This window comes from Bradyrhizobium sp. Mp19, from assembly GCF_029952935.1.
Lineage (GTDB): Bacteria > Pseudomonadota > Alphaproteobacteria > Rhizobiales > Xanthobacteraceae > Bradyrhizobium > Bradyrhizobium elkanii.
The window spans coordinates 24,368-42,955 of sequence record NZ_JASAUT010000034.1 but is presented as its reverse complement, the minus strand read 5'-3'; the positions used below and the strand labels follow the sequence as shown (position 1 = coordinate 42,955).

At 65.6% G+C, this 18,588-nt stretch carries 19 protein-coding genes; 6 read left to right on the top strand and 13 right to left on the bottom strand.

Features of this window, described 5'->3' with window-relative positions:
• Nucleotides 1–126: 126 nt before the first annotated feature.
• Complete coding sequence (locus tag QJT82_RS29850) at nucleotides 127–603, top strand: hypothetical protein (protein ID WP_028340433.1); 477 nt, start codon at nucleotides 127–129, stop codon at nucleotides 601–603.
• Between the two features lie 295 nt (nucleotides 604–898).
• Here QJT82_RS29850 and QJT82_RS29845 read toward each other — a convergent pair whose 3' ends face one another.
• From QJT82_RS29845 to QJT82_RS29835, 3 genes are all read right to left on the bottom strand, one after another.
• Complete coding sequence (locus tag QJT82_RS29845; RefSeq protein ID WP_016847112.1) at nucleotides 899–1,453, bottom strand: flavin reductase family protein; 555 nt, start codon at nucleotides 1,451–1,453, stop codon at nucleotides 899–901.
• A 156-nt stretch (nucleotides 1,454–1,609) separates the two neighbouring features.
• Nucleotides 1,610–2,710 carry an LLM class flavin-dependent oxidoreductase gene (locus tag QJT82_RS29840; RefSeq protein WP_018269514.1) on the bottom strand — a complete coding sequence of 367 codons (1,101 nt, stop codon included), beginning with the start codon at nucleotides 2,708–2,710 and terminating at the stop codon, nucleotides 1,610–1,612.
• A gap of 321 nt (nucleotides 2,711–3,031) precedes the next feature.
• Nucleotides 3,032–5,374: a mechanosensitive ion channel domain-containing protein gene (locus tag QJT82_RS29835; RefSeq protein WP_028340432.1), complete on the bottom strand. Its 2,343-nt coding sequence runs from the start codon at nucleotides 5,372–5,374 to the stop codon at nucleotides 3,032–3,034.
• 314 nt (nucleotides 5,375–5,688) lie between these two features.
• Here QJT82_RS29835 and QJT82_RS29830 point away from each other — a divergent pair, with 314 nt between their 5' ends.
• From QJT82_RS29830 to QJT82_RS29820, 3 genes are all read left to right on the top strand, one after another.
• On the top strand, nucleotides 5,689–7,419 hold the full coding sequence (locus tag QJT82_RS29830) for an ATP-dependent Clp protease adaptor ClpS (RefSeq protein ID WP_028340431.1): 1,731 nt from the start codon (nucleotides 5,689–5,691) through the stop codon (nucleotides 7,417–7,419).
• Nucleotides 7,420–7,522: 103 nt separating this feature from the next.
• On the top strand, nucleotides 7,523–7,810 hold the full coding sequence (locus tag QJT82_RS29825; RefSeq protein WP_338132175.1) for a type II toxin-antitoxin system RelE/ParE family toxin: 288 nt from the start codon (nucleotides 7,523–7,525) through the stop codon (nucleotides 7,808–7,810).
• A gap of 32 nt (nucleotides 7,811–7,842) precedes the next feature.
• Nucleotides 7,843–8,088 carry a helix-turn-helix transcriptional regulator gene (locus tag QJT82_RS29820; protein ID WP_244435836.1) on the top strand — a complete coding sequence of 82 codons (246 nt, stop codon included), beginning with the start codon at nucleotides 7,843–7,845 and terminating at the stop codon, nucleotides 8,086–8,088.
• 35 nt (nucleotides 8,089–8,123) lie between these two features.
• Here the strand turns inward: QJT82_RS29820 and QJT82_RS29815 are convergent, their stop codons facing one another.
• Nucleotides 8,124–10,211 (bottom strand): tetratricopeptide repeat protein, encoded by a 2,088-nt coding sequence (locus tag QJT82_RS29815; protein WP_051447851.1) that lies wholly within the window; start codon nucleotides 10,209–10,211, stop codon nucleotides 8,124–8,126.
• A 340-nt stretch (nucleotides 10,212–10,551) separates the two neighbouring features.
• On the opposite strand from QJT82_RS29815, the gene QJT82_RS29810 reads away from it, so the two are divergent.
• Entirely contained in the window at nucleotides 10,552–11,016 is a 465-nt protein-coding gene (locus tag QJT82_RS29810) for an Rrf2 family transcriptional regulator (protein ID WP_028340427.1), read from the top strand.
• Entirely contained in the window at nucleotides 11,003–11,821 is an 819-nt protein-coding gene (locus tag QJT82_RS29805) for a class I SAM-dependent methyltransferase (protein ID WP_035631469.1), read from the top strand. The genes QJT82_RS29810 and QJT82_RS29805 overlap by 14 nt, the downstream gene beginning before the upstream one ends.
• 39 nt (nucleotides 11,822–11,860) lie before the next feature.
• Here the strand turns inward: QJT82_RS29805 and QJT82_RS29800 are convergent, their stop codons facing one another.
• From QJT82_RS29800 to QJT82_RS29760, 9 genes are all read right to left on the bottom strand, one after another.
• Nucleotides 11,861–12,028, bottom strand: a complete 168-nt coding sequence (locus QJT82_RS29800) for a hypothetical protein (protein WP_196238152.1) — start codon at nucleotides 12,026–12,028, stop codon at nucleotides 11,861–11,863.
• A 50-nt stretch (nucleotides 12,029–12,078) separates the two neighbouring features.
• The gene (gene mscL, locus QJT82_RS29795) at nucleotides 12,079–12,498 is read right to left on the bottom strand and encodes a large conductance mechanosensitive channel protein MscL (protein ID WP_028340425.1); all 420 of its coding nucleotides are present in this window, start codon (nucleotides 12,496–12,498) and stop codon (nucleotides 12,079–12,081) included.
• Nucleotides 12,499–12,577: 79 nt separating this feature from the next.
• Nucleotides 12,578–12,856: a hypothetical protein gene (locus QJT82_RS29790; protein WP_028340424.1), complete on the bottom strand. Its 279-nt coding sequence runs from the start codon at nucleotides 12,854–12,856 to the stop codon at nucleotides 12,578–12,580.
• A gap of 77 nt (nucleotides 12,857–12,933) precedes the next feature.
• Nucleotides 12,934–13,338, bottom strand: a complete 405-nt coding sequence (locus tag QJT82_RS29785; protein ID WP_028340423.1) for a DUF3597 domain-containing protein — start codon at nucleotides 13,336–13,338, stop codon at nucleotides 12,934–12,936.
• 499 nt (nucleotides 13,339–13,837) lie between these two features.
• Nucleotides 13,838–14,338, bottom strand: coding sequence for a Rab family GTPase (locus QJT82_RS29780; RefSeq protein WP_028340422.1), 501 nt, complete (start codon nucleotides 14,336–14,338; stop codon nucleotides 13,838–13,840).
• A complete protein-coding gene (locus QJT82_RS29775) occupies nucleotides 14,338–16,089 on the bottom strand; it encodes an OmpA family protein (protein ID WP_028340421.1) in 1,752 nt (583 codons plus the stop codon). The genes QJT82_RS29780 and QJT82_RS29775 overlap by 1 nt, the downstream gene beginning before the upstream one ends.
• Nucleotide 16,090: 1 nt before the next feature.
• Nucleotides 16,091–16,477 carry a hypothetical protein gene (locus QJT82_RS29770; protein ID WP_245288701.1) on the bottom strand — a complete coding sequence of 129 codons (387 nt, stop codon included), beginning with the start codon at nucleotides 16,475–16,477 and terminating at the stop codon, nucleotides 16,091–16,093.
• A 139-nt stretch (nucleotides 16,478–16,616) separates the two neighbouring features.
• On the bottom strand, nucleotides 16,617–17,273 hold the full coding sequence (locus QJT82_RS29765) for a response regulator transcription factor (RefSeq protein WP_018269507.1): 657 nt from the start codon (nucleotides 17,271–17,273) through the stop codon (nucleotides 16,617–16,619).
• 49 nt (nucleotides 17,274–17,322) lie between these two features.
• Nucleotides 17,323–18,393: a histidine kinase gene (locus QJT82_RS29760; protein WP_028340419.1), complete on the bottom strand. Its 1,071-nt coding sequence runs from the start codon at nucleotides 18,391–18,393 to the stop codon at nucleotides 17,323–17,325.
• Between the last annotated feature and the right edge of the window lie 195 nt (nucleotides 18,394–18,588).

Here is an 18,588-nt window from a genome sequence, read left to right as displayed (position 1 = left end):
GAAAGCTTCGGCCGCTGCCGGGATATCACCGCGGGCTCTCTTTCGTGCTGCAACGCAAATGCTGGGCATGACGTTTAGCCCGCTGTGCACTCCTTGATTTGATTTCAGCAAACACAGGAGGAGTCTATGCGGAATTTTATCACCTTTTTCGTTTCCAGCGCGGCAATCGTCGTTGCGGGGTCGACCGCGTTAGCGGGTGAGAAGGTGCTCGAATTCAAGCTCGTCACCAAGCCTGTCGACGTCAAGGTCATCGAGGCAGCAAACGTCGAAGGACAGACGGTCGTTTCCGGCAAGTTCTTTGGTGTCGCCGTCTTCAGTGACGGCCATATCGGGGTGAAGGAGTTCGTCCATTCAGGGGACATGCTGAAGGGCTCGGGCTCCTATTACGGCTACAGCACCTACACGTTCGAGGAAGGCGCGATCACCGCGCGTTACACCGGCGCGATCAAGGACGGAAAATCAAACGGCGAATATACGATCCTTTCGGGCACGGGCGCCTATGCGAATGCAACGGGCACAGGAACGATCGAAAGCGCGCCGAACCCGTTCAAGGGGGTCAATCTCCTGAACATCAAACTGGTCGTGAGAACGCCGGGGTCATAGCAGCGCAGCGTCCGCGCGACCACGGCAAGGACAGCGACGCCTCACATGAGCGTTGGCCCGGCCAGCGGTCGCACGGCCGCGCCGGGCCCACGCTGCGCGGGAAGGTCAAGGCGTTGACGATCGAGCTGAATGGTTGGCGAGTTCGTATTCTATCTCCGTCATGGCCGGGCTTGTCCCGGCCATCCACGTCTTGGCCGTGCAGGAAGTAAGGACGTGGATGCTCGGCACAAGGCCGGGCATGACGAGTGCAAAGAGTGTCGCAGCGAACCAAACAATCGCCGATTTGATCAATCCGTCAGGAAAACTCGTTCCAGCTGACACGCCGTGCGTCGAGGTCGCCGAGCTCGACCGGATCATGGATATTGCGCACGCTCTGGAAGCCGCTGCGCAGATAGATCAGCGGATCGACCGTGGTCGCGGCGCGGACGTGCTGGACTTCGCCGATGAAGATCGAATGGGTCTTGGTCTCGAGCTCCTGCGCCAGCACGCAGTCGAACGCCGCGACGGCATCCTCCAGCACCGGGGCGCCGGTGGCGCCGGTGGTCCAGCGCCCAAACGCAAAACGGTCATCGCCGTTGACGCCCTTCTGGCCGGAGAAGGTCAGCGCCAGCAGCGCGTGGTCCTCGTTCAGGAAGTTGATGACGAAATGGCGCTCCTCGCGGATGCGCTGATGCGCGCTGGCGTTACGGTTAACGCAGACCAGCACCGAGGGTGGATTGTCCGACAGCGAGCAGGCCGAGGTCACGGTCAGGCCGGTGCGCTGCCCAGTCTCCGAGCCGACCGTCACCAGCGCGACGGCGCCCGCGCAATGGCGCATCGCCTGCTTGAAACTCTGTGCGTCGACCGTCATGCCGCAAACCCTGTTTGAGCATGATCTTGCCCGGAAAACCGCTTCGCACTTTGCGCTAACGCGGCCCTCCGGGTCCGGATCATGCTTCGGTAAAAAACACTCCGTTCAAGATATGCGAGGCGGGGTGCGAGGCAAGCCCCGCACCCCGCGCAGCTGTCATGCAGCCTTCTCGAACTCGGCGCCGAGATGCTTGAGCCGCGGCATCACCTCGTTCTTGAGCAGGTCCAGCGAGTGCCGCCAGGCTTCCGGCTTGTGCTTGTAGTCGAAGCCGAACACACAGAGGACGCCGAAGCCGCCGACCTCCCGGTAGATCTTCTCGATCTTCTCGGTGACCGTCGCGGGCGAGCCGACGATCCAATTCCGGCGCGCGCAATATTCGACGGTGACGTCGCTGTCGGGCACGTCGGGCGCGTGCTTCAGATAGTCCTTGAAGCCGAAATGGCCGAGCAGCGGCAGGAAGTACTCGCTCATCATCCGGCCCATCATGTCGCCGGTCGACAGCTTCCACGCCTCCTCGTCGGTATCAGCCACGAACACCTCGCGCACCAGCCGCCAGTCCTTGCGGCTCGGCTTGCGGCCGGTCTTGGCCGCGCCGGCCTCGACCGAATCCCAGTGGCTGCCGACATAGGCCGGGTTGAGGTTGAGGCTCATCGGGATGAAGCCGCGCTCGCCGGCGAGCTTGAGCGTGTCGGAGTTCTTCGACAGGCCGGCGACGCCGATCGGCGGATGCGGGCCCTGCAACGGCTTGATGTGTGGCTTGAGGAAGTCGAACATCGTGTCCGGCTTGCTCACCGTCCAATATTTGCCCTTGTGCGTCCAGGGCCCCGGTTCGGACCACATCTTCAGGATGATCTCGAGCGCCTCGCGGGTCATGTCGCGGTTCTGGCCCGACATGCCGTCGACATTGAACATCGCCCAGTCGCTCGGCAGGCCCGAGGCCGCGACGCCGAAGTTGAGGCGCCCGTTCGAGAGATGATCGAGCATCGCAACGCGGTTCGCGAGTTCGGCGGGATGATGATATGGCAGCAGGAAGCCGCCGGGCCCGATGCGCAGATTCTTGGTCTGCAGAAGCGCCTGCGCCACCAGCAGGTCAGGTGACGGGTGCGGCTCCCACGGCGCGGTGTGGTGTTCGCCGATCCAGGCTTCCTGATAGCCGAGTTCGTCGAGCCAGCGCAGCGTCTGCAGGTCCCAGTCGTGACCCTCCTTCAATCCGCACTCCGGCGGGTGCGAGGGCATGGTGAAGTATCCAAGCTCCATGTGCGTTTCCTTCCTTCGCGTTGGGTTCAGTCATGCAATGCGTCTTGCCGCGCATTGCATGACGATCAGCAAGCGCTGTGCCAGCGGAGGAAGTCGCAGGGAATGGGTGAGAACGGCCGGATTTCGGCCGGCTGCGCGCCGGTCTTCGGGCTCAGGAGCACCGCGACCGTCTCACGGTCGCGAGACGTGTCGCAACCGTGAGACGGATAATGCCCCTCATGGTGAGGAGCGCGAATGCGCGTCTCGAACCATGAGGCCCGTCTGTGGCCTACATCCTTCGAGACGCCCGCTATGCGGGCTCCTCAGGATGAGGGTCAGGAATCACCCCGCCGCGCGGCGCGGCTGGGCGTTGGTATCGGGCTCGGAGGGTGGAGGAAGCTGCATCAGGATGGTCTGGCCCATCGAGGCGATCTCGATGCCCTCCTCCTGGAAGCGCCGCTTCATGCGGCGGTTGAACTCGCGTTGCACCGCCCAGCGGCCGCTATCGGTGCAGCGGATCTGGCCGACGATGGTCACGACCGAGCCATCGACCTTGTCGACGCCCCACAATTCGAGGTCGCCTCGGATGAATGCGCGATACGCCGTCTCCTGGCGCATCTGGGCGACGATGTCCTTCAGCACCTCGCCGGCGCGGTCGGTGTCCTCCTTGTAGGACACGTTGACGCTGACCGCGGCGTTGCCGGCGCCGCGGCTGGAGTTGGTGATCGTCGTCACCGCGCTGAACGGCACGACGTGCACCGAGCCATCGCCGGCGCGCAGCCGCATGGTGCGGATCGAGACGTTCTCGACCACGCCCGAGAGCCCCGACACCGTGACATTGTCGCCGACCTGCACGGTGTTCTCGATCAAGAGGAACAGCCCGGTGATGAGGTCCTGCACCAGCTTCTGCGAGCCGAAGCCGATCGCGATGCCGACGATGCCGGCGCCGGCGAGCAGCGGCGCGACATTGACGCCGATCTCGCTGAGCGCAGTGAGGCCGACCACCGCGACGATCATGCAGAACAGCGCGGTGCGCAGCATCGGCTGGAAGGTGCGCAGGCGCGCGGCGCGGGCGTAATGCCCGTCGCGCGACAGGGTGTCGATCTGCCGGTCCATCAGCGCGTTGGCGACTTCCCAGATCACGGCCGCGGCCAGCGCGGCAATGCCGATCGTCACCAGCGCCGAGATCAGGCGGCTTCCGATCTGGCCGCCATAGAACCAGACGATGGCGTCGACGCCCCAGACCTCGAGCAGCGCGACGAAGCCAATGAAGGCGATCACCGCCGTGACCACCTTGCGCAGCAGCGGCAGATAGCGGTTGGCGCGGGTCTCGAGCCCGGGGAAGCGCTGGATCAGCTCCGGGCTGATGCGGAAGCCGCGATCGATCAGGCTCAGCACCACCATGGTGACGAGGCGGGTAACCAGGAGCACCGCGATGGTGCCGACGAAATATTGCAGCAGCAGCGAATAGCCGTTGCGGATGTTGAGCGCCCACACCGCCCACAGCGCGAGGTCGAGCGCGATCGCCAGCACATGCCAGAGCGCCGCGAGCCGGTTGCGCGTCCGCGCCGCAAGGCCGGTGCGGTCGGCCGGCGCGCGGATGACGTCGGCGACCTGGCGGCGGCACTGCAGGATGATGACGACAACGAAGAGATGCACCACCAGCATCACGAGCCGGATCAGCGCGGCATAGCCGGCGCGATGCAGCCCGAGCAGCAGCGCGACATTGGCAAAGGCGATACCCGAGACGCCGACGGCAACGATCCGCCGGGCCCAGATTTCGATATAGGCCGCGGTCTCGGCACGGACGCGGAACAGGCCGAACGGCCCCGCCAGCGCGCGCACCGCGCAGATCAAGACGCGCGAGAACACATAGGCGTTGACGACGGCCAGGATCACGAGCCGCGTGGTCGATTGATCGCCGATCTCGGTGCCGAGCAGCGCGGTGGCGATGCCGCCGAACACGACGACCGGCAGCAATTCGAGCAAAAGGCGCCCAAGCACGAAGGGCAGCCGGACCAGCGACTGCCAGGCCCGCGCCAGGCTGAGCCGGCGCCGCTGCAGCTCGGGCGCCGGCGTGACGTCGGCAACCGACGACGGCGGATCGACGCTGGCGAGCGTCTGCACCGGCATGCGCGCGGTCTGCGGCAGCCGCGCTTCCAGGAACGCGACCGGCCGCTTGATCAGGCGGAACACCACCCATTCGGCGGCCAGCGCGCAGCCGAACACCAGCGCCAGCTTCCAGGCGATATCGATCAAGAGGCCATAGGCGACCGGATCATTGGCGGTGCGCACGAACCAGTAATAGAACGCCGGGAAATGCGTCAGCGTGCGCGCGACGTCGGCGACCTCGCGCGACATCTCACCGACCTGCTCGGACACCATCAGCAACAGCTGCGCACCGAGGCTGTCGGCGGTGAGCGGGATCGATGACTGCGGCTGCTCGGGCGCCGGCTGCGCCGCCGCCTGCGGCGAGGCATTGGCGATGGCGCGCAGCGTGTTGATGATCTCGCCACGCTTCTTGTCGTCCTGCAGCGTGTCGAGCGCGCGCTTGGCCTGCTCGGGCGTCAGCGCGTCGCTGGCAACGGGTTGCGGCGGCGCCGGCTTGGCGGCCGGCTGCGCGAACGCGGGAGAGACGAACAAAGTGAAGACGAGAAGCAGCGCAAGGCGAAGTTTGTGCGACACGAGGGCCTCATAAAATAACTGCGCGACCGCAAACCCTTGGGAGGAATCTGCTCTCGCGCTCGCGCCATGTCGGATACTCCTTTTCGCCCCGATGGTGTGTCGGAAGTTTGCCGCTGTGACGGCCATCTCTTGGCATTTGCCGCAACATAATCGTCACAGGCGTTGAGCCGCGTTTACACTTCCAGTGCACGTTCCCGGCCGATCGGCTCACTACACGTCAGGGATGAGACGGCAGAATCTTTCGCTTGACGCGCAGGAGCCGCCGTGATGTTCTTACTTTGTTCTTTTGTTCCCAATTGCGTTTCGGGGGTCTCATGCACGACGTGTTTAGCGACGACGGTCCGGTGCGGCTCTTCATTCACGACGACGACGAGACCCCGCTGGAATTCGTGCAGGATTTGTTGCGCACCGTGTTCGGGAAATCCGAGCAGGAAGCCATCGCATCCGCTGCCTTGATCGAGGCCAAGGGCGCCGTTCCGTGCGGCCCCTATCCGGGACCGGTGGCACGGGCAATCTTCAACTCGGCGAAATGGCTGATCCGCTCGAACGGTCAGCCGTTGATGATCACCACCGAGTCCGCCGACGCCAGCCGGCCCTGCGATCTCTGCGAAGCCCCGAGGGCCGTGACGGAGATTCTGATCCCCGGTACAACTGCGTCGCTGTGCAGCGAATGCCTGCTCGCTGCACGCCGCAGCTCGGAAGAATTGCCGGGCGAGACGTTTCGGTCCGCTTACGTTGCGCTCGACTGGCATTTCGCCGGCGTGCCGCGCAACCTGATCGTGACACGGGCGCGACAGTTTCCGGGCCACATGCGCGCCGACGTTCAGGTCGCGATCGACAAGCTGCTCACCGATCCAATCCATTTCTTCGGCATCCATGAGGAATATCGCTACGAGACGCTCGACTTCGCGGCGCTGATGAAGGCCGGCCGCAATGCGCCGGCGATCGCGCCGCCGCAATATCGCGACGTCGATATCGGCGAGGCCGAGCCGGTGAAATGCCTTGCCAATGGACTGTGGCTGTGCCGAACCGGCGAGCTGCGCTACGCCGTGCTGCTGACGTTCCATCGCGAATATAATCACGAGCCGTCGCTGCGAATCGAGCTTGCGTTGCCCGCCGGGGCGACCGGCAATGCTTTCGTGCAGCGCACCTTCTCCGAGTTGGAGGCCGCCGTGCATGCAGCGCGATCCTATCGCGGCAAGATCCTGTCGCTGGAGGATGGCGCCAACTATCGCGGACGTTCGCGTGGCTTGACCGTGCATCGCCTGCCGACGGTCGCTCGCGATGACGTGATCCTGCCGGACCGGACGCTGCGGCTGCTCGACCGCAACGTGCTCGGTTTTGTCGGGAGCCGCGATCTGTTGCGCGGGCTCGGCCAGTCGACCCGCAAGGGCATCCTGCTCTACGGCCCGCCCGGCACCGGCAAGACCCACACCATCCGCTATCTCGCCACCAACCTGCCAAACCACACAACGCTGATCATCACCGCCGAGCAGGTCGGCCTTCTGGGCGCCTATATGAGTCTTGCCCGGCTGCTGCAGCCGACCATGGTCGTGATCGAGGATGTCGATCTGATCGCACGCGACCGCGAGGACATGGGCGGACCGTGCGAGGAATCCCTGCTCAACAAGCTGCTTAACGAGATGGACGGCCTGAAGGAGGATTGCGACATCCTGTTCGTGCTGACCACCAATCGGCCGGAAGAGCTGGAAGGCGCGCTGGCCGGCCGGCCCGGCCGCATCGACCAGGCCATCGAGGTGCCGCTGCCCGACGAGACCGGACGCGGCAAGCTGATCCGGCTGTACGGCAAAGGCCTGCCGCTGGAGCAGCCGATCGTCGACGAAGCGGTGCAGCGCACCGCCGGCGTCAGCGCCGCCTTCATCAAGGAGCTGATGCGCCGCATCGCGCAGGCCAGCATCGCCCGCGAGGGAGGCCAGGATGTCACCGCTGACGACATCGACGGAGCGCTGAACGAGATGCTGTTCGACGGCGGCCGGCTCAACGTGAAGCTGCTCGGCGGCGCGCAGGGCATGAGTGCGGGGTGATCAGAATGGCTGCGCTTCCCGGCCGATTTGCTGCTTCTCTCTATCTCAAAAATGAGATATCCTCACGATGTCCTGGAGGGTCGAAATCCTCAACGAGGTCGTCGTGGAAGAGATCGCGGCGCTTCCAGCCGACATGCAGGCGCGTTTCATCCGCCTTTCGGAGCGCATTGCTGCCGCTGGGCTCGAAAGCCTGGGCGAACCGCATGTGAAGCATTTGGTCGGCAAACTTTGGGAGTTGCGATTGACCGGGCGCGATGGAATCGCAAGGGCACTCTATGTGACGGCCTTCGGCCGGCGCGTTGTGATCGTCCGCGCGTTCGTGAAGAAGTCTCAAAAGACGCCACCGAGTGAGATCGAGTTAGCGCTGCGGCGAGCGAAGGAAGTCGCATGACTGTACCGTTCGAAAAGCTCAAGGCGCGCCTGTTGGCCAATCCGAAGGTCCGGGCGGAATACGATGCACTCGCGCCTGAGTTCGAAATCGCTGCCGAGTTGCTCAGGGCGCGTCAGCGCGCGGGACTGTCGCAATCCGAGCTGGCGGCCAAGATGGGCACCAGCCAATCAACCATCGCCCGTCTCGAAAGCGGCCAGACGCTTCCAAGCACCAAAACGTTGCTGCGATTTGCCAAGGCGACTGGCAGCAAGTTCCAGATCCGGCTTTCAGCCGCATAAGGCCTGCCAAAGCAGCAGACAGCACGGCTGGCCGATCATTTCATCGTTTGCGGCAGCAGCAGCGCGCCCTCGCCGGCCGCGACGCGGGCAAGCTCTTCCGACACGCGCGCCAGCACGCGGTCCCAAGCCTGTGGCTTGTCCTGGCGGAACAGCCGCATGGTCGGATACCAGGGCGTGTCGGCGCGGTCGCGCAGCCAGCGCCAGTCGAGCGCATAGGGACACAGCATCCAGACCGGGCGGCCCAGCGCGCCGGCGAGATGCGCCACCGAGGTGTCGACGGCGATGACGAGATCGAGCGCGCAGATGGCCGCCGCGGTGTCGGCGAAATCGCCGAGCGTCGGCGCGAGGTCGACGATACCTGCGCCAAGGCCCCGCAGCACCGGAGCATCGTCCGGCCGCGGCTCCTTCTGCAGGCTGTAGAGCTGCACGCCTGATGTGACCAGCCGCGGCAGCACCGCGTCCGCCGGCAGCGAGCGCTGGCGGTCACCCTTGTGCCTGGGATTGCCGGCCCAGACCACGCCGACCTTCAGCGCAGTCACGCCGGCGAGCGCCTCGCGCCAGCGCGCGAGCTTGCCGGCATCCGCCCTCAGATAGGATATCGCTGCGGGAATGGTCTCGACGGTGGTGCGGAAGATCCGCGGCAGGCTCAGCAGCGGCAGCTGCAGATCGAGCGGCGGCAGCGGCTCGCCGCGCGCGAACACCGCGACACCGGGCAGCATCGGCCGCAGCAGCGCGACCAGCCCCGGCTGCACCTGCAGAATGATCCGGCCGCCTTTGCCCGCCAGCATCGGCACATAGCGGACGAAATTGATGGCGTCGCCGAGCCCGTATTCGGCAAACAGCAGCAGCGTACGTCCTGCGAGCGGCTCGCCCTGCCATTCCGGCTCGTCGAACACGGGATCGCCGTCGCTGAGCATCCTGGTCTTGCGGCGCCACTGATACTCCTCAAAGCCCTCCTCGAACTCGCCGTTCATCAGCAGGAAATGGGCGTGGTTGTAGTGCGCCAGTGGCTGCTCGGGATCGAGCGCGATGGCCCGGCGCGACGCGACGAGCGCCGCATCGATCTCGCCGGCATTGCGCAGCGCGACCGCGAGATTGGCGTGGCCCTTGGCATAGAGCGGCTCGAGCTCGATGGCGCGCCGATGCGCGGCGACCGCGGCCTCGACCAGGTTCTGCGCCTCGAAGATGATCCCGAGATTGGTGTGCGCGGCGGCGTAGTCCGGCTTCAGCGCCAGCGCGAGCTCGGCGCAGGCGATGGCGTCGTCGACCTCTCCGAGCTCGAACAGGCAGGCGCCGAGATTGTTGAGGATGACGTGATCGGACGGGTCGCGGGCCGAGACCTGCCGATAGATGCGCACAGCCTCTTCGCGCTCGCCCGCCTCGTGCAGCACCATGGCCAGCAGGCGCTGCGGCGCGATGTTGCCGGGATCGAGTGCGATCGCGCGGCGGTAGTGCGGGATTGCATCCTCCAGCAAGCCCTGGCGATAAAGCGCCGCGCCAAGGCCGCAATGCAGCCCGGCATTGTCGGGATCCGCGGCAAGTCCGCGGCGATAGGCCGTGGCGGCCGCTTCGTGCCTTTTCTGATCGCTCAACACATTGCCGAGGTTGAGCCAGACGCCCCGATAGACCGGGTCGCGCGCGATCACCTCGCGATAGGCCTGTTCCGCCTCGACCGGCCGCTGCTGCCCGGCCAGCGCGACGGCGAGGTTGAACCGCGCCCGCGTCAGGCCGCCGTCGAGTGCGATTGCGCGGCGGAACGCGGTCTCGGCCTCGTCGAAACGCGACAGATCGCACAGCGCAACGCCGAGCTTGATGTGCAGGCCGGCATCGTCCGGCCGCAGCGTGACACCGCGCCGGAACGCCGCCGTCGCGCCTTCGTGCTCACCCTTCACGGCGAGCGCATCGCCGAGCGTGGCGAAGGCCGGTGCATGATCCGGATCGAGGTTGAAGACCCGGTTGAGCAGCAGCGCGCCTTCGGCGGCACGATCGGTCACGAAGGCGATGACGGCGGACAGATGCAGCGCCGGAACATGGTCGGGATCGGCGGTGAGGATGTCGCCGCACAACGTGCCGGCCTCCGCCGCGCGGCCCGCGCCGTAATGCGCCACCGCATCCCGCAACATCCGATCGACCGCCACGCTGCCCACGATACCGCCCCTGCCAAAGACCCCGATGCGGATTAAACGGGCGGCGTCGCCAAATCCGGCACGCGAATCCCGGTTGAAGAATCATAGCCCGGGTGCAGGCCCTTGATCTCTTCCCCTCCCCCTGAAAGGGGGAAGGTCGGGATGGGGGTCAGCCGCAGACGACGCTGCAAGTGGAGAGAGCTGATCCCCACCCGCTTTGCTCTGACGAGCAAAGCGACCTCCCCTTTTCAAGGGGAGGTCAGAGGGCGACCAGGAGAGACGATACCCGCCATCGCCGCTCTTGACGGCCGCCGCATCATGTAACATATGAAGTTACATGATCCGCGATAGCCGTCTGTCCAGCGTCCTCCATGGCCTGCTCCACATGATCGGGGCCGGCGAGCCGGTCACGTCAGAGCAACTTGCGCAGGCGATGGCCACCAACCCGGTGGTGGTGCGCCGCGTGATGGCGGGGCTGCGCGAGCAGGGTCTGGTGCATTCGGAGAAGGGCCATGGCGGCGGCTGGACGCTGGCGCGCGATCCCGCCGACATCACGCTCGCCGACATCTATCGCGCGGTCGGCGCGCCCACGATCGTTGCGATGGGCCATCGCTCGGAAAATCCCGGCTGCCTGGTCGAACAGGCCGTCAACGACGCGCTCGGAGACACGTTTCGCGAGGTCGAGGCGCTGTTCCTGAAGCGGCTCGGCACGGTGACGCTCGATGCGCTCGCGAGGGATTTCAAGCGTCGGCTCGCCAAACACAAGCAAAGTCTCGAGGACCAGATTCATGCAGTCAAGTGAGCACGCGAAACCTCTGCCGTACAACGATCCCGCGCACTGGGACAAAATGGTCGCCGCCTACGAGGCGCAGTCGCAGCCGTTCACGACATTGTTCGCCGACGCCGCGGTTGCAACGCTGCCGATCGGCCCCGCATCGAAGGTACTCGACATCGCCACCGGCACGGGCGCCGCGGCGCTCGCCGCCGCGCGCAGCGGCGCCGAGGTCACCGCGATCGACTTCTCCGCCGGCATGGTGGCGCGGGTCCGCGCGCATGGTGCGGCGAATATCGAGGCGCGGCAGATGGATGGCCAGGCGCTCGATCTGCCGGATGCCGCCTTCGATGCGGCGGTGTCGGTGTTCGGCGTGATGCTGTTTCCGGACTGGCGCGCCGGTCTCTGCGAGATGGCGCGGGTGACACGACCGGGCGGATCGGCGGCGATTGCGGTCTGGAAAAGCGCCGACGGCGCCGCCGTGCATCTCTTGCTCTCGCAGATCATCCGGCGGCTCTATCCCGACAACGTCACGCCGATGCCCTGCACGGGCCTCGCCGAGCTCGCCGATCCCGACCGCCTCGCCACTGCGCTCATCGCCGCCGGCTTCTCCGATCCGGCGATTGCCGAGGTCACCCACGACTTCAAGCTCAATGTGGCCAATCCCGGCGACGTCGACAAATTGTTCGAGTTCATGCCGCATTGGAGCGGGCTCGATGCCGACCAGAGCGCCGCAGTCGCGCGCGCCTTCCGCGCCGAAATCGCGCGCAGGCGGGTCGGCGACAGCTTCGCGATTCCGTCGACCGCGCTGATCGCAACGGCCCGGCGGGCTTGACCGAAACGGCCGCGATCCGGCAATGCCAGGTCATGGCCCCTAGCGCTTGTAGTCGTCCGGCGTTTCTTCATCGCTCGGCGGCTGCAGGCCTGGGCTATTGGCCCAGCGATCGAGTTCCTCGATGACCCGCCGGTGGCTCGGCCGTAGCGGCTCTGCACCACCGGGCTCTTGCGATAATTTTCGAGGCAGCTTGACCTGATCTGGCATGGCTAGGCTCCAGAGCTGGGGGCTGTACGCAGTCGCATTCGCAGCGATTGCTACGCGCGCGACTTGAGGAGATCGCGGATCTCGGTGAGCAAATCCTGATCTTTGGTCGGCTTCGGCGGCTCGGCCGGCGCCGCGGGCGCTTCGCGCTTGAGCTGGTTCATGAGGCGGACCACGATGAACAGCACGAAGGCGACGATCAGGAAGTTGAGCGTCAGGGTCAGGAAGTTGCCCCAGGCCAGCACCGCGCCCTGCTTCTTGGCATCGGCAAGGTTGGTCGCCGTCACCGACTTCGACAGCGCAGTGAAATAGTTGGAGAAGTCGAGCCCGCCGCTGACCGCGCCGATGATCGGCATGATGACATCGGCCACCATCGACGAGACGATCGCGCCGAATGCCGCGCCGATGATCACGCCGACGGCGAGATCGACGACGTTGCCTTTCATGGCGAATTCCCTGAATTCCTTCAGCATGAGATCTCCTGTCTTCCAAATGAATGCGATGGCACGGCGCGGCGACTGGATCGCCGGCCGCTACAAAGGGGACGAAAGACTATTTGCGCACTTCCGGCTTTGCAGGTGCCGCGACCGGCTGCGCGGGCGCGGCCTGCTCCCACGGCGCCGGCAGAATGACCCGCGCCGGCGGCGGGTTCTGCGCGGCGCGCTGCACATTCGCATTGGCCGGCTGCGGTTCGTCGCCGGCGTTATCTGCACGGGCGATGGCGACGGTCATACCCAGCGCCAAGGCTGCGAGTCCGAGTCCTGCACCGATCGAAGCGGCGACGACGCCGGTCCGCGGCCTGTTCATGATGGCAGGATGAGATGAGGTCATCGCAACTGCTCCTCACGCAATACACATCGTTCGGAACCGCGCGGGCGCGAGCGCCGCGCGCGGCTGGAGGCAGGACGTCAGGTCTTGATGTCGTCCGGCAGCTTGCCGCCATTGGCGGCGAGCTTGGCCATCACTTGCTGATGCAGCCAGACATTCATGGTGGCAGTGTTGCTGGTGTCGCCGGTGTAGTGCAGCTCCTTCGCGAGCTCCTTGCGCGCCGCAAGGCTGCTGTCGAGACCGAGCGCCTTCATCAGGTCGACGATCGAGCTGCGCCAGTCGAGCTTCTCGCCGATCGCCGCGGCGGCCTTGTCGACGATCGCGGCGACGTCGACGGTTTGTGCGGCTGATGTGCCGGGTGCAGCGGATGCAGACGTCGACGCCGATGGCGCTGCGCCGGGCGCTGCCGCCGTCGCACTCTCAGCGGTCTTGGCCTGGGCGCCGTGGCCGAAGATTGCACCCATGATGCTTCCAAAAATGCCCATGATCTCTCGCTCCATGCGCCCGGGACACCGTTCGTCCCGTGGCTGTTTCCAGTGACGGGGCGGACGATAGGCAGGCCATTGGCCGAGCGGAAGATGACCATCGTCACTATCGGAGTGTGGGACGGCGTGGTGCTGTTGGCGCGGAAAGCGTGCGGCTTTCTGCGGCCGCGCGAGAGCCTTTCATCGCACGCCCCACGTGCGATGAAGTCAGCCGTCCCGGCCCGATTCGCCAGCCCCGAGAAGTCGGGACGGCTGACACAGACATGCGTTCGGTATCGCGAGCTAGCCAAGCGCTCAGGATCACCTCGCCCCGCGTGCGGGGAGAGGTCGCAACGCATCGTTAGATGCGTTGCGGGTGAGGGGGAGTTTCCGCAAACACCGCTATCACCGTATTTGTGGAGACGGCCCCTCACCCCAACCCTCTAAGAGCGAGCTTCGCTCGTCTCGACCCCGTAAGAACGGGGAGAGGGGTGCAGCGTCATCGCGATCGCTATTCGAGCTAGAGCTGGCGGCGGCGGATGGTCTGGGCAAGTTCGACAAAGCTCTCGGCAATGCCGACGCCGGTCTTGGCGCTGACCGATTTGACGCTCGACTTCGCAAGCTCGGCGATCGCGCCCGCGCTGCCCGCGGCCTCCGGCAAATCGATCTTGTTCAGCAGCGCCCGGTACGGCCGGCCGGGGAAGCGCTCCTCGAAGCCGCGGACCAGTTCGACCATGCGGGTCACCGTCTGCGGCCGCGTGACGTCGGACACGATGATGGCGGCAGATGCGCCGGTGACATAGACGGTGTCGAAGATCTGCGTGCCGAAATCACCGTCGGTGTCCCACAGCACGAGGCGCATCGGATCGCTGCCGTCCGCCGGCACCACGTCGTGGCTCAGGATCTCGACGCCCAGCGTCGATTTGTACTGGCCCTCGAACCGGTTGTAGATCAGCCGATAGAGGATCGACGTCTTGCCGACCCCCATATCGCCGAGCAGCATGACTTTCGCGGTGAGCATCAGCGGGCCACTTCGCCTCGATAGACCGTCTCGAACGCCACGCGGCGATTGCCGCCGACGGTGGCGTCGACCCGGTCGGTGATCGGCATCGTCGCGGCGCGCGAAACCAAAATCAGCCGCGACGGATCGACCCCCAGCGCGGTCAGCCGGCGCTGGACCTGCTCGGCCCGCTTGCGCGCCAGCGTCCGGTTGGTGCCTTCCGTGCCGCTCTGATCGGCATAGCCGACGATGCGCAGCCTGAGATCGTTGTTCGCCAACAGTCCGGCGAGCTCGCGCAGCTGCTGCTCGGCCTGGTCGCTGTCGAGGACTTCGTCTGAATTGTTCGCGAAGAAGATCGCGGTCGTGGCGATGAAGCGGTCGAGCCGCGCCGCCGGGCCGTCGACGACGGATTGCAGCTTCGCGTATTGCTCGCCCAGTTTGGCGTACTGCTCGCCGAGCTTGTCATATTGCTCGGTCAGGGCGGCAGATTTCTGATCGCCCGACTTCGCCTGCGCACTGATCGCCTCGCGCATCTGGTCGAGACTCGCCTGCAGGCGCGTCAGGCTCTGCTGCAGGCCCGCGATGCCGGCCTGCGATGCCGCGATTTGCTCCGGTGCGGACACCAGACCGATGTGGTTGACGATCTTGTACGGTGCCGCGGCCGCGGCGAGCGCATCGATCAACGGCGCGGTCTCGAGCTGGCTCGGCTCGATGCCTGAAACGGCCACGCTTCGGCTGCCGTGATCGAAGTCGAGCCGCAGCGGGAACGAGGCCAGCAACGGCTGCTTTGCGGCGAGCTGTTCCAGCGCCGCCTGGGTCCGCCGCTCCAACAGGCCGCGCGTCACCGAGGTCGCGGCAAGCCAGAGCAACAGCGCGGCCACTGCCGCGAGCAAGGCGAAAAGGATCACCTTGCCGCGCCGGCTCACGATCCTGGGTGGCGTATCGTCGGTTTCGATTGCGGCCGCCAGCGACGCCAGCATCGGCCCGTCGCAATCCGCGCCGCGGTCGATGCGCTCGATCGCATCGAAGAACAGCGAGTTGATCCGGGCATTGTCGGCGGGCCGCAGCGGTCCCAGGCACTCCGCCGCCAGGATGAAGCGCGGCGAGGCGCGCAGCGCGAGTTGCCGTCCGCCGAAATCGAGCGTTTGCAGATTGCCTTCGCCGGCCAACGCCTGCACGGAGAACTCCAGGATCGCCGCGACCATCGCGCTGAGCAGGTCGGCGCGTTCGTCGGCGGTCGCATCGCGCTTCCAGTCCGCGATCAGGCGGCCATTGCCGCGTTCGATGATCAGGAGCCGGTTGATCTGCGGCGGCTGGTCGGCGAGCACGAATTCGCTGATCGGGCGTCCCGTCACCAGCGACTTGACGCGGCCGACCCACAATTGCGCCGAGGTCAACGCATTGATGCGCTGCTCGAGCGAGGCAACCAGCTCCCTGAACGAATTCGCCACCGCGGCACTGACCAGCCGGCCGACGATCGGATAGAGCGCCTCGATCATCTGCTCGCGCGAATTCCTAATCTCGCTGCGGATCGCCGAGACCACGACCGGCGCAATCGCGCTGGCGAGCTCGCGCGGCCGGTTAACCTCGGCGCGCTCCAGCGCCTCGACCAAAATGCCTGCGGTTGCCGTCTCCAGGCGGTCGGCGTTGCCGACATAGCGCTGCAGCGAGTCGAGGTCGGCCTCCAGCGACGTCAGACGCGTCGCCTCGGGCTGAAACAGCAATGTCTTGAGCTGCTCGATCTCGCGGTTCTGGCCGGCAGCAGCTGCCATGCTATTTGCCCGTGCGGCCGGATCCCAATCCGCTGATGACCGAGCCGAGCTGGGTGATCGCCGCGCCGACATCCTTCAGCGAGTCGAGCCGCTTCTGCTCGGTATCACGCTCGAGGTCGGAGAGCCGCGCAGAAAGCGCGGTGAGCTCGTTGGTGAAGTCCGCCTGCATCTGCTTGAGCGATGCCTGCATCTCCTCGCGCAGGCCCGAGAGGTTGGTCTCGAGCGAACGTTGCGCACCGCCGAACAGCAGGTCGCGGACCTGATCGATCGCCGCCATGCCATGCGCCACGGCGTCCGCGCCGTTGCCGGCCGCCGGAGCGTCCGCCGGTCCGTCCGTACCTTTGGTCTGGCGCTCGATACCCTTCATGGTCATTTCCCGCTTACTCATAGCCGCGCAATCCGGACCTGCGGTGTCAAAAAGCAAATCCGAAACAACCCTATAGCCAATTTTGCGGGCGCGGCCCAGAGAAAGGCGAGCAATCTCAGCCGGATCAACCGCGTGGTTGTGCGATCGCGGCCAATTATTTCTAGTAAGTTATTGCCTTTATTGCGAGTTCTGTACGGTTCTTGACCTGGCATTTCTCCAGAATCGTGCTGACATAGTTCTTCACGGTTCCTTCCGCCAAATGCAGCTGCTCGCCGATCTCGGTGTTGCTCTTGCCCTCGACGATCAGCGTAAGAATTTCATTCTCCCGCGCCGTCAGCCCGTCACGAACCGGCAGCTTCGCCGAGACGCGCGGACCGCGCAGCCGCTTGAATTCATCGAGGATGCGCGCGGCGACGCTGGGCGAAAGCCCGGACTGGCCGTTGATCACCGCGCGGATCGTCGAGGCGATCTCCTCCATCCTGGCGTCCTTCAGGAGATACGCCTTGGCGCCTGCGCTCACCGCCTCGAAGATCAGATCGTTGGTCTCGAACGTCGTCAGCACCACGATATGGGTCTGCGGCAATTCGCGGAGAATCCGCTGGGTCGCGGCGATGCCGTCGACCCGCGGCATCTGCAAATCCATCAGGATGACATCCGGCCGATAGCGCCGCGCGAATTCGATGGCCTGCTCGCCATCGGCCGCGCCGGGAAGGATCTCGAAATCGTCGTTCTGCTGGGCAAGCAGCGTGGCGATACCTTCCCTGATCAGGGTCTGATCCTCGGCGATCAGCACCCGTATCTTCTCAATTCTGCTCACGGGCTTTCCGTCATCCTCTCGAAAACGCGTTGAACGCGCGGCAACGAATTCACTCGGCCAGCACGCCGGCAGACGCTGCCGGCGGCACCGCCACGGGGAGCGAGATCCGGACCAGCGTTCCCTGCCCGGGCGCGCTCTCCACCGCACAGCTGCCGCCGACAAGTTCAGCAAATTCGGCCATTCCAATCAATCCGAAATGTCCTGGCGTCGGGACCGCGAGATCGAAGCCGCGGCCGTCATCGCGGATCTCGACAATCAGCTTGCGGCCGACCGCGGCCGGTTCGTCGAAGGCGTGAAAGGAGACGCGGCGCGCCCGCGCATGCGTCTGAACATTGCGCAGTGCCTCGCTGAGAATGCGCTGAACCGTCAAGCCGCAATCGCGCAAGCCGGGGCGCGCCGCTTCGTCGATCTGGATCGACACCCTGACACCGCTGCGTGCGGCGAAGTCGCTGAGCAGCCCCTCGACGTCGGGATCAAGCTTCAGGTCGTCGGGCGTGCGCAGGCGATCGATGGCTTCGCGGGCGCGCGAAAGGCCGCTCGCGGCCGCATCTTCAGCGGTCGCAAGGCTGTCCGCCACACGGCCGGGATCGGCCGACAGATAATGCCGGATCAGCCGGATCTGGGTCAGCAGCGCCACGATCGAGTGCACCAGCGTATCGTGCAGATCGCGCGCCAGCCGCAGCCTCGTCCGCGCCAGCGAGGCAAAGCGCACCTCCGCGCTCGCCGCCTCGAGCTGCTGCTCCATCAGGCGCCGGGCGCGGCGCTCGCTGCCGAGCAGCGTTTCGACCTGACGGCCGGCAAAATCCGGCATGGCGATGACGAAGTAATGCGACTGCGCACCGTTCCACAGCACGACCGCCGTCATCGGCTGCGTGATGTCAGGCGACGCGCCACGCACACCGGCCAGCGCAATCATGTCCCGCTGGCCTTGGGCGAGCGCCGCCAACTCGGCTTCCATGCCGACCAGCAACACACACTCGCAGCAATCGACGCCGGTTGCGGGAAGCCACTCGACCAGCCGGCCGATCTTCCGCTGCATGCTTCGATCGGCGCCGATGACGGCGAGACCGATGACGTCGGCTTCTGCGGCCGCAAGCAAATCCGCGCTCAGATCGATCATGCGTTGCCCATCAGCTCAGCGAGCAGCCCACTCTGGCGTAAGCCGGCAGCGGTCGCAAACGAATATGACTTTCGTCACAACCGGTCCTGACCTTCGTCAGATGCCGCCGCTGCTCGAAATGCGGTTCTGTCTCACGAATGAGCAACAGCGCAAGCCATGATGTGCCACATGCCGGCGTCCATGGCGATGCCGGCC

Bases quoted from the DNA above. Each gene is read 5' to 3' on its own strand.
- QJT82_RS29850 (WP_028340433.1), top strand. From the start codon at position 127: ATGCGGAATTTTATCACCTTTTTCGTTTCCAGCGCGGCAATCGTCGTT.
- QJT82_RS29845 (WP_016847112.1), bottom strand. From the start codon at position 1,453: ATGACGGTCGACGCACAGAGTTTCAAGCAGGCGATGCGCCATTGCGCG.
- QJT82_RS29840 (WP_018269514.1), bottom strand. From the start codon at position 2,710: ATGGAGCTTGGATACTTCACCATGCCCTCGCACCCGCCGGAGTGCGGA.
- QJT82_RS29830 (WP_028340431.1), top strand. From the start codon at position 5,689: ATGCACGACGTGTTTAGCGACGACGGTCCGGTGCGGCTCTTCATTCAC.
- QJT82_RS29815 (WP_051447851.1), bottom strand. From the start codon at position 10,211: ATGTTGCGGGATGCGGTGGCGCATTACGGCGCGGGCCGCGCGGCGGAG.
- QJT82_RS29810 (WP_028340427.1), top strand. From the start codon at position 10,552: ATGATCCGCGATAGCCGTCTGTCCAGCGTCCTCCATGGCCTGCTCCAC.
- QJT82_RS29805 (WP_035631469.1), top strand. From the start codon at position 11,003: ATGCAGTCAAGTGAGCACGCGAAACCTCTGCCGTACAACGATCCCGCG.
- QJT82_RS29800 (WP_196238152.1), bottom strand. From the start codon at position 12,028: ATGCCAGATCAGGTCAAGCTGCCTCGAAAATTATCGCAAGAGCCCGGT.
- mscL (WP_028340425.1), bottom strand. From the start codon at position 12,498: ATGCTGAAGGAATTCAGGGAATTCGCCATGAAAGGCAACGTCGTCGAT.
- QJT82_RS29790 (WP_028340424.1), bottom strand. From the start codon at position 12,856: ATGACCTCATCTCATCCTGCCATCATGAACAGGCCGCGGACCGGCGTC.
- QJT82_RS29785 (WP_028340423.1), bottom strand. From the start codon at position 13,338: ATGGGCATTTTTGGAAGCATCATGGGTGCAATCTTCGGCCACGGCGCC.
- QJT82_RS29780 (WP_028340422.1), bottom strand. From the start codon at position 14,338: ATGCTCACCGCGAAAGTCATGCTGCTCGGCGATATGGGGGTCGGCAAG.
- QJT82_RS29775 (WP_028340421.1), bottom strand. From the start codon at position 16,089: ATGGCAGCTGCTGCCGGCCAGAACCGCGAGATCGAGCAGCTCAAGACA.
- QJT82_RS29770 (WP_245288701.1), bottom strand. From the start codon at position 16,477: ATGAGTAAGCGGGAAATGACCATGAAGGGTATCGAGCGCCAGACCAAA.
- QJT82_RS29760 (WP_028340419.1), bottom strand. From the start codon at position 18,393: ATGATCGATCTGAGCGCGGATTTGCTTGCGGCCGCAGAAGCCGACGTC.